Annotated in this window: 5 protein-coding genes; all 5 read left to right on the top strand. The window is 42.2% G+C overall.

From position 1 onward, the window contains the following. Positions 1 to 10: 10 nt before the first annotated feature. Positions 11 to 1,213: a type IVB secretion system protein IcmH/DotU gene (icmH, locus tag AB4232_RS21950; protein WP_135443196.1), complete on the top strand. Its 1,203-nt coding sequence runs from the start codon at positions 11 to 13 to the stop codon at positions 1,211 to 1,213. A gap of 2 nt (positions 1,214 to 1,215) precedes the next feature. Beyond that, positions 1,216 to 4,608, top strand: coding sequence for a type VI secretion system membrane subunit TssM (tssM, locus tag AB4232_RS21945; RefSeq protein WP_372088011.1), 3,393 nt, complete (start codon positions 1,216 to 1,218; stop codon positions 4,606 to 4,608). A 114-nt stretch (positions 4,609 to 4,722) separates the two neighbouring features. Beyond that, positions 4,723 to 5,409, top strand: coding sequence for a protein kinase domain-containing protein (locus AB4232_RS21940; RefSeq protein ID WP_012603799.1), 687 nt, complete (start codon positions 4,723 to 4,725; stop codon positions 5,407 to 5,409). A gap of 218 nt (positions 5,410 to 5,627) precedes the next feature. Then, on the top strand, positions 5,628 to 6,671 hold the full coding sequence (locus AB4232_RS21935; RefSeq protein ID WP_372088010.1) for an HD domain-containing phosphohydrolase: 1,044 nt from the start codon (positions 5,628 to 5,630) through the stop codon (positions 6,669 to 6,671). A 32-nt stretch (positions 6,672 to 6,703) separates the two neighbouring features. After that, positions 6,704 to 10,181 (top strand): response regulator (locus AB4232_RS21930; protein ID WP_372088009.1); only part of this gene is annotated, 3,478 nt, incomplete at its 3' end.

Raw genomic sequence — 10,181 nt, 5'->3', positions numbered from 1 at the left:
CGTTGAGATAATGGTTATGGATTATTTAGATGAAGAAACTCTCATCATCGACAAAGCGCCAAAGGGCTCTAAGGATAACGAAACTGATCAGGTAGCCTCTAAATTGGTCGCTGTACATTCTACCAGCGCCCAAGAAGAGTTTTTGCGACACTTTGATAAGGCAGAGAATCAATTATTCAATATCAGTAGCGATTTACTAACCAAAACACTCAAGCTCTCAACCTTATCTGAACCTGAAGATTTAGCGATTTTTAGAGAACAGTTGATACAGGGTATAAACGACATAAAAGCTCAAGCAACCGAGCTTACTTACCCTATTGCTGTTATCGATAAACTCTGCTTTTTGTATGCAGTGGTCATTGATGAATTCATCATCTACTCCGAGTGGGGAGAAAAAAACGGTTGGGAAAACAAAACACTGCTTAGCGAGCTCTTCGGCATGCGAAATGGTGGTGAGTTGTTTTTCTCTGTTGCAGAGAAAGCAGCACGACAGCCTCACAAACTGATTGACCTTCTAGAGATAGTTTACCTCTTCATAAATGTTGGATTCAAAGGCCAATATCGTGAAGGTAATGCTGACCAATTGAAAGCATTCACCTATCAGTTAGAGCAAACCATCAGCCAATATCGCAATACTAGCGGCGTTTACTGCCGCATCAAAGTGAAGCTCCCAGAAGTAAGGAAGCCAACAAGGCGTAAACGTTACTTAATCACTAGCCTTTTCTTCTTTTGTTTAATCGCAACGAGCATTGGCTTAACCGATTTCTGGTATACCAACACCCACGCTCAACGAGCTCGTGACTTCACGTATTTGCCTAATTTCAGTCAGCGTTACATCGTCTCCGGCGAAGTAAAAGATATTGTCTTTATAAGCGAAGATAAAGACTTAGCGGCTCTTCCTCGTTACGCAAGTAAAGTTGATGCTGTAGAAGTATTGCAAAGCAACAAGTTAACACCAAGTTCATCACATTGGTTGGTGCAACTTGCGACTTTCTCTAGCAAGCAAAGCGCTGACGATTTTATTGATAACCTGTCACCGTCAGTTTATCAGCCTATTTCTTCTCCTTATGAAAAATATTACCGAGTGATATTAAGAGCAAACACAAAAGAAGAAGCAAGAAGTACCAAAGAATGGTACGTAGAAAACGACCAAATAAACGCCATTATTGTTCGTACTTCTGCGCCTGACTTAAACAAGGAAGAATCAAACTGATTATGCCGAAAACTAAATCAAACAAATCGGGCAATACAAAAAAAACAGTAGGTATCTCGATCCTAGTATCTTTTGCCCTTTTTACCGTCGTCTCTAGCATAATTCTATTAACACCTCTCAACGCATATTTGACGTGGGCTCTAGCTACTACCGCAATTATATCTACACTTGTAGGCTTAGTATGTTACTGGGTTCTTAGCAACCGCAGTGAACCATCACAAAAAGAGTCATTCGACAAATCGCTGATTCAGAAAAGACAAAAGCAACTGGCATACCATTTCAAACGCATGGTCAGCAAGCAACGACCAAAAGCTCGCTTAACGAGTCGTTACGACCTGCCAATCTACCTACTATTGAGTCAAAATCCGAATAAAGACAAAAGTATCATCACTCAAATGGGTTATGAGTCATATAAGCTCGACGATTTTGGCAGTGATATTGAATTCCCAATTCTATTTTGGGTCAGCGAGCATTCCATTTTAGTTTCGGTAAGCACTGGCGAAGATCAACACCCAGAATACCTAAAAACACTCTGTCAGTCCCTAACAGCATGGCGCCCAAGGCAGGCCGCGAATGGTTTATTGCTCACGACTGACGTAGCTTCATTGTTGGAAAATAATGAACAAATAACACAAAAAGCTGATGAACTAAAATCGACAATAAAAACGTTTAATCAGGCTTTTGGGGTCAGCTTACCTATTTATAACGTTATCTCTAACATGGGTAGCATCAGCGATTTTTGTCAGTTTTTCTCAGCATTTGACGAATCAAAAAGAGACGACGTATTCGGTGCCACGGCTCCTTATTCTAAACACGGTGGTATCGACGCAGACTGGTTTAATGATGAATACGACCATTTAATCAGTGAGTTGATAGCCAACATGAGCAACGCGCTTGCAGGTCAACTCAACCAGGATTATCGAAACTCAATTGCTAGCGCCCCTTTCCAGTTTGGATTATTGAAACAAAACCTTTGGTTGTTCCTCAACCGCTTGTACCGTGGAGAGCAGCTTAGTGACGCTCTTCAATTCCGCGGATTTTACTTTACTCATGATGGTCAAAGCTCAGCTCAGTCTGACTTGTTGGCGAGCACTGTATCTTATTCGGTAGGTCATGAGCATTATCAACACAATGAGCAGATCCCGGTTAACCAGACCCTTTTTGCTCAATACCTTATGACACACGTGATTTTATCCGAACACGAACTGGTTGGGGTAAACAAGCGTAAAGAAAACGCATTGTTAGTTAACCAAGTGATTTTCACACTATCTTGGGCTAGCTTACTAACCGCCGTATTACTTGTGATTAAGTTTGACTTTGATTTCCAGAATCAACGAGAAGCTGAAGCCGATGTAATGCTTGAGCGCTATAAAGAAGCGATATCAGCATCTCCTTACGACATCGAAAACATGGCTGAAAACATACCTAATCTGTTTTCATTACAGCGAATTTATAACCTCTATAATGAGCCTGAGCCATGGTATACGCTGCCATTTATGCCTAACTCTAGTATCAAAGGAGAGATCGAAAAAGCATATTTTGCAGCGTTACAGAAAGTACTGATTCCTTCTATGGAAAATACCCTAGAGAAAGACCTATTTGTGTACGTCAATCTCGAAGATCAATCTCAGACTCTAGCTTTGCTGAATAACTACCGTTTATTGTTCAGTAAAAATAGGACTAACCTTCATGAGCTTAAAAACTACTACATGCGTACATTCCAAGATCAAGGTGAAGCAGATAGTGTCAATATTGCTCAACTAGAGGTGCTACTGAATGACATCTTCGCGCGTAACCTAACACCAGTGAAATCAAATCACGATTTAGAGAACCTAGCGAAGAAAGTCATTACTCAAACAGGTATCGGAACTCTATTGTATGAACACATTCAAAGTTCAGAAACCTACTCAAAGCGCGTCGATATTCGAAGTGATTTAGGCGATAATTGGGGTTCAGTTCTGCAATTCCCAACAAGTTATGTGGGCTACCTGGTTCCATATATCTATACACCAACGGGGTTTAATGAGCTCGATTTATCCGTCAACTCACCTACTCTAAAAGCAGCCTTACAATCATATGAAGGGGTTGCAGGGGCCTATCCGAGTGCACTCGAAATGCACAGAATCAGCCGTGAACTAAAGCAAACTTATCAAAATGACTACATAAATTATTGGCGAGATCTCATTAGCAATGTAAAAGTCAATGAAATAGCGGATCCTGCACAACTTAAAAAAGCATTCGCTAGCCTATCAAGTGCAAACAGTAACCCACTGGTCAGCCTGTACTCAACCGTCGCTAAGTACACCTATGTGGAACTCGAAATACCAGACAACGAGGGTAAATCGCAAGATCCTGCGACCATACCAATTCAAGACCAAGATAAAAAAGAATCTGCACGCCAGATAACTTTAAGCTTTCAAGCATACAAAAAACAGGTCTCTGCCAACGATCAAGGGAAGAAGCCAATAGACAATCTGCTGAGTGCGATTATTAATGCAAATAAATGGGCAGACAAGTTTTATGAAACCAAAGAACCTCAAAAAGTAGCCTTCGATACTTTATCTGTGACTTTGCAAGCTGGTAACCCTATTGCATCATTATCGAACTTATCAAACGATCATTTAGCTGTAGCAGAAGAAGTGATAAGTAAAATTGTGCATCAAAGTAATGAAATGGTGATGTCGCTGGCTCATGACCACCTTAATACAGCATGGTCAAACGAAGTTTATCAACCATACCAACAACGATTAGCGTCTTTTTATCCATTCAACCGACAGTCCAAACTGGATGTGAGCGTTGCTGATCTCAAGGCCTTCTTCGTTACAAACGGTATAGTTGATAAGTTCTCTCAAAATCGCCTCAATGGATTCGTTAAAAACAATGACGAAGCACCTTACTTACCAGGGCTGTTGCCTGGTACTGCGCTATCTATCACGCCAGATGTATGGACAATGATGGACAAAGCTTCTGATATCAAAAACGCTCTTTTCCTAGCTGATCCATCAAACATTCAGATCGATTTCCAAGTAAAAGCTGTTGATATGACACCAAACATTACCGAATTTTCAATCATTTCGGACAAACCGATCTTCACTTACCGTCACGGGCCGACCTTATGGAGTCAGCAATCATGGCAAGGAGACTCCGAGTTTATCGAGAAACTAGGAGTCCAGTTGAACACACAAGACTCCATAATTGGCCAAAGTACAGTCAAAGGTACATGGAGTTGGTTCCGCTTATTCGGTCCAAATGTGAGTTTTTCATCCGCTCAAGATACACAAGTTGAGTTTGTGTATGGTGACAGTAAAGTAAAACTGACCATCAAAACTCAGGGTCAGTCGAACCCGTTTGTTCCCGGCTTCTTCTCTGGATTCTCGTTACCAAGTGATATCTAGTAAAGCCCCCTCAAGTAGCTCGCTTTGTACATCAAAGCGAGCTCCATCTTATGACAATAATTCTCTGTCAATAAGTTGCTCTTCCTTTGGTTTTAACACTCTGGCAAAGTTGCTTTGAAGGGAGAATTTTCGGACGACGCAAAGCTCAAGCAGGAGCTAACTAACCGTGGCTACACTAATCTCTCTCGATTAGGTAGACGTGTACTTCAAGCCCAGCACCCTAGCTGGGGCGTCGTTACTATAAAGTATGCTCAAGCAGTAAAGCACCGTCACTTTCTCAAACAAGAGGCTGAGTTTCTCTATTCCAACTCCAATTATAACTGGCCAGAATATTGCGATTATTTCTCTAACCAGCAGAGTGACTATCTAGTCCTTTCCCACATTAGTGGAATAACACTATTGCAAATCCAAACCGAGCCTTCTAAGTCAAACAACCTCCCTGCCAACTGGATTACCTTGCTAGAGCGCTCGATTCATCAAGTCCACAAACTTGGTTTCGTTCATGGTGACATTAAACCATCTAACATCGTATTGACTCCTCAAGGGCAAGTGCATTTAATTGACTTCGGCTCTGTCATAAAGAACAGAACTCTGCGTTCCGAGCTACGTTTTGAAAGCTATACACCAAGGTATTCAACACCTAGTTCAGTCTTAGGCAAATTCGATGACTGGTTTGCTCTTGCTGTGATACTAGAAGAGTACTTTGACCAATTTGATAACAAAAGTAGCTCAAAACAGTCCTTCCAATACATAAGTCTACCTAGCAGGTATCACATACTGTTAAGGAAATGTAGGAGCTAGAATAGTATGAGCCCTAGACTACACCATAGATAAAGTTATTCTTTGTTATGCAATGGTTAATCATGCAAAATGACCATTCACATCGCATATAGAATTACGCTTTACATTCTATATTTCAATACCAAAAATTCCCCCCTCAGAACCATGCATTTCCAATAAAACCCACTACGCTTTAACTATGTGGTATCGCCGTTGGCTTAACTTTTTTAGGGACAAAAATGAATCAAATTTCGACAGATAAACCTATTATTTTGGTTGTTGATGACATCCCGGATAATATCCACACCCTGTCAGGTATCCTCAATGAAGACTTTAAAATTAAAGCTGCGACATCAGGTCAAAAAGCGTTAAAGATTGCCTCTTCACATCCAAAACCACACCTGATCCTGCTCGATATAATGATGCCAGAAATGGATGGTTATGAAGTGTGTCGCCGACTTAAAAATGATCCAGTCACCGCCAATATCCCTGTAATTTTTGTTACCGCAAAAACTGATATGGTCGATGAACAAATGGGATTTGAGCTAGGTGCTGTTGATTACATCACTAAGCCAGTTAGCCCACCTATTGTGAAAGCTCGTGTTGTCACGCAAATCTCCCTCTACGACCAAAACTTGGCACTGTCTCGCAAGGTACGACAAAGAACGGAAGCTTTGGCAATGAGTCGATTGGAGATAATCCGCAAGCTCGGCCGGGCAGCAGAATACAAGGACAACGAAACAGGAATGCATGTCGTTAGAATGAGCTACTACTCAAAGATTCTGGCTCAGCAGTTAGACGTGCACGAAGAGTGGGTTGAGCTACTATTCCAAGCCGCACCAATGCATGACATAGGGAAAATTGGTATCCCTGATTCCATATTAGGCAAACCAGGAAAGCTGGATGCTGAAGAGTGGTCAATCATGCAAACACACGTCACCATTGGTGGGGACATCATTGGTGATAACGATTCCAAACTACTAAAACTCGCCCAAGAAATTGCGCTATATCATCATGAAAAATGGGATGGTAGCGGCTACCCTCACAAGCTATCCGGTGAAGATATCCCTCTCAGCGCGCGAATTGTAGCGATTGCCGACGTATTCGACGCATTGACTAGCGAACGCCCATACAAAAAAGCTTGGCCTATTCAAAAAGCGATTGAGCTGATTCAAGAACAAGCTGGCCATCATTTTGACCCTAACTTAGTGCCTATCTTCATAAATAAGCTCGACGAGATGTTAGCGATCAAAGACTCTTTTTCTGATGAACCAGAACACTAAGTTCGCTGGTACTTTATCAATACAGGTACTTTATGAATACTGTTTCAAGATTTGCTACTGATTCCAAAATAATCTTAATCTCTTTTCTCGTTGCGGCTGTCGTTGTATTTTCCGTCGCAGTGGGCGCTTGGATCAATCTCAACGATCGCTTCATCGGTGTCGAACAGTACGCTTCTAGTACTCGACTATTGACCTCCCTCGATAAACTGCGTGTTTACGAGTTGTCTTTCAGTAACGACTATAACGAAAAAGTCATTGCCAACTTTAATCAAGAAGCAAAGCAAACTATAAGTTTAGCCGACGATTATGCCAATCAATATGCGGAATCACTTCCGAGCAATCTACTCACGGAATATTTGATTCAATTCAAGCAATATGTCGGGCTTATTGAGTTGAATCAATCTACCCGAGCGCTAATGGATGAACGATCTAATGCCGCGACCGAGCTATTGCGAGAGATGAGAGATTTGCACAATCAAGCCATTAATCAAAACAGTCAAAATATTCGAGGGTTGCGATTAACTAGCGAAGAATTGACTAACGTTGCCTTAAAAACAAGTCAACTCGCTACTCTCGCCGTTAATATACAAAACCTTGAAAAAGAATATTTGCTCGACGGAAACCTAAAGACCTACTCACTGGTCAAGGTTGAGATGCAAAAGGCTTCACAGTTGATTACCGAATTACACGCTCAAATTTTAGATGACAAAGGACAACAACGTTTAGAGATTGTTGAAAAGGCAAAAAATCGCTATTACACCAACTTAGTTCAACTTCAAGGCGTACCGGTCTCTTCTAAAAAGTTAACAGCCTCGCTCATCAATCAAGTCACTTTGAGCGGCTCTGAATTTTCGCGTTCGGTTGGATTACTCTATCAAGCTAAACAGATCCAAGTCGCAGAACTGAATCATCTCATTTCTCAATCTCAAGCAGAACTATCTTCCCAACTGCTCATAGGTCAAGACCTATTGGCGATTCGCACACTACTGAGTCGTTCAAATAGATTCAACCGAGATTTTCTGCTCGCAAATTCAAAGGAACAGAAGCTCATCGCCGACAAAGTGTCACATGTAATCAATGAGATGCAATCTAAATCAAGCAACGCACAACGACTGATTGCCTTGTACGCACCAGAGGTAAAAATTACTGCCTTTGACGACCATATCAGCGTCTATGAATCGCAATTCACTGAGTTAGTCAGTTCACAAATTCGAGGCCATCAATTACTCAAAGCAATGGATAAAAGCTTCTTAGCACTGCGAGATTTTATTTCTCAGCGCCACTTAGCAGAAAGCGTCAATGTCAAAGATTCATCTAGTGTAACCTCCCATTTGGCCGTAGGAGGTTTGATTTTCTTCGTCATTATTTTGTTGATGGGTTTGCTCGCCAACAAAGCGCATTCAGCTTTAGAAACCTTCACGCACAGCCTAGCTGCTGCACGGGATGAAGCCGATGCAGCGAACCATGCAAAATCCGATTTCTTAGCTAATATGAGCCATGAAATTCGTACACCAATGAACGCCATCATTGGTATGAGTTACCTCGCATTGAAAACCGATTTGACCAAGGCTCAACGTAACTATATCCACAAAGTTAAGCTCTCTTCTGACACCCTACTCGGGCTAATCAATGACATTCTCGACTTCTCGAAAATTGAAGCTGGAAAGCTCGACATTGAGAAAGTTGACTTCCAACTTGAGAATGTACTCGACAATATTACTAACTTGGTTGGCTTACGAGCTTCAGATCGAGGTTTAGAGCTGCTCATTCAAGTAGATAGAGACGTGCCAACCAACCTTATTGGTGACCCTTTGAGACTTGGGCAAATACTGATTAACCTAAGTAACAATGCCGTCAAATTCACCGAAAAAGGCGAAGTGAAGATCTCAATCTCAGTAGCAGAAAGACAAGGCGATGACATCAAATTGAACTTTGCAGTCTCTGACAGTGGTATCGGCATGAAGCAAGAGCAAGCCAGTAAGCTGTTCACCAAATTTACTCAAGCTGACAGCTCAACCACTCGGAAATATGGCGGTACAGGCTTAGGCCTTGCCATCAGTAAAGAGCTCAGCCAACTGATGGGAGGGGATATTCATGTCTCAACGGAGCTTGGCAAAGGCTCGACCTTTTCGTTTACTATTGCTACTCGCGTTAGTCATTCTATTCAGCAACACCGTGTTGTCGTACCTGCATCAATTAACACTTTGAAAGTGTTAGTCGTCGATGACAACTCCAGCGCCCGCTTGATCGTAGGCGATATCCTAGAATCACTAAAGCTGACACCAACACTGAGCTCATCCGTTGATGAAGCTCTTATTGAGTTACATACCGCTGACGCTCAGAACAAGCCATTTGATTTGGTAATCTCCGACTGGAAGATGCCTAAGCGAGATGGCGTAGACTTACTAGCAGAGCTCAAAAATGGGCAGCAGCTCACAATGCCTAAAATCATGATGCTGACCGCATACGACCGAGAAGAGCTTGCTGAACTCATAGAACAAAGAGGCTTTGAAGTACCGAGTATTCTAGACAAGCCAATCACCTCATCTCATCTCTATGACTCTATTGTTTCACTCTATGGACTCGACTCAGACCGCGTATCTCGCAGCGAATTAGAACAACAAAATCAACTCGCTAACGTCCAACAACTGGCCGGAGCTAACATCTTGCTGGTCGAAGACAATGAGATAAACCAAGAGCTCGCAACAGAGCTTTTAGAGGGGCAACAAATTAAAGTCACCATTGCCGAGAATGGTCAGCAGGCGATAGATCTTTATCAACAAGCCATAACTGACGACGTACCTTTCGATGGTATTTTGATGGATTGCCAAATGCCAGTGATGGACGGTTACGAAGCAACCCTGCATATACGTAACAAAATAAAAGACACACAAACCCCAATCATTGCGATGACAGCAAACGTGATGGAGCGGGATAAAGAAAAAGCACTCAACTGTGGGATGACTGACATTATCGCTAAACCGATTGATGTCGGCTCGATGTTCGCGACCTTGGCCAATTGGGTGTCACCTTCTAACCCTGTGCAATTTAATGTTGTACTGCAAGAATCCCCTAACGCTCCACAAGATAGCAACAACGCAGAAAAAGCACCCGAGGCGTTACCTGTCATTGACGGTCTTGATACCAACATGGGATTAATGAGAGCGAGCAACAATCACACCTTATACACGAAGCTATTGAAACGATTTGTTGAAGCCTACTCTGACAAAAGCACCTTAACTGTCGAACTATCAAATAGTGCTCAACAACGTTACTTGCACACCCTCAAAGGTGTGGCCGGTAACCTCGGAGCTAGCGACTTGCATAGTCTATGTGAAAACCTAGAGTCCGAAATTACCGATGACGACCTAAAAGAAAAGGTCATCAAAACCACGATTGAACTCAGCCAAGAGATCGCTAACTCGATCTTCCACACAACAGTCGCCACCGAGAATACAAGAGACCAGCAAGCAAAACCGGAGACATCGCCTAATCAGCCAAGTACTGAAC

The sequence above is a fragment of the Vibrio sp. 10N.286.46.A8 genome, assembly GCF_041470165.1.
GTDB classification, from domain to species: Bacteria; Pseudomonadota; Gammaproteobacteria; order Enterobacterales; family Vibrionaceae; genus Vibrio; species Vibrio tasmaniensis_A.
This window is presented reverse-complemented; position numbering and strand designations above follow the sequence as displayed.

Excerpts from the sequence above, each read along its gene's own strand:
- icmH (WP_135443196.1), top strand. The coding sequence starts at position 11 with ATGGTTATGGATTATTTAGATGAAGAAACTCTCATCATCGACAAAGCG.
- AB4232_RS21935 (WP_372088010.1), top strand. The coding sequence starts at position 5,628 with ATGAATCAAATTTCGACAGATAAACCTATTATTTTGGTTGTTGATGAC.
- tssM (WP_372088011.1), top strand. The coding sequence starts at position 1,216 with ATGCCGAAAACTAAATCAAACAAATCGGGCAATACAAAAAAAACAGTA.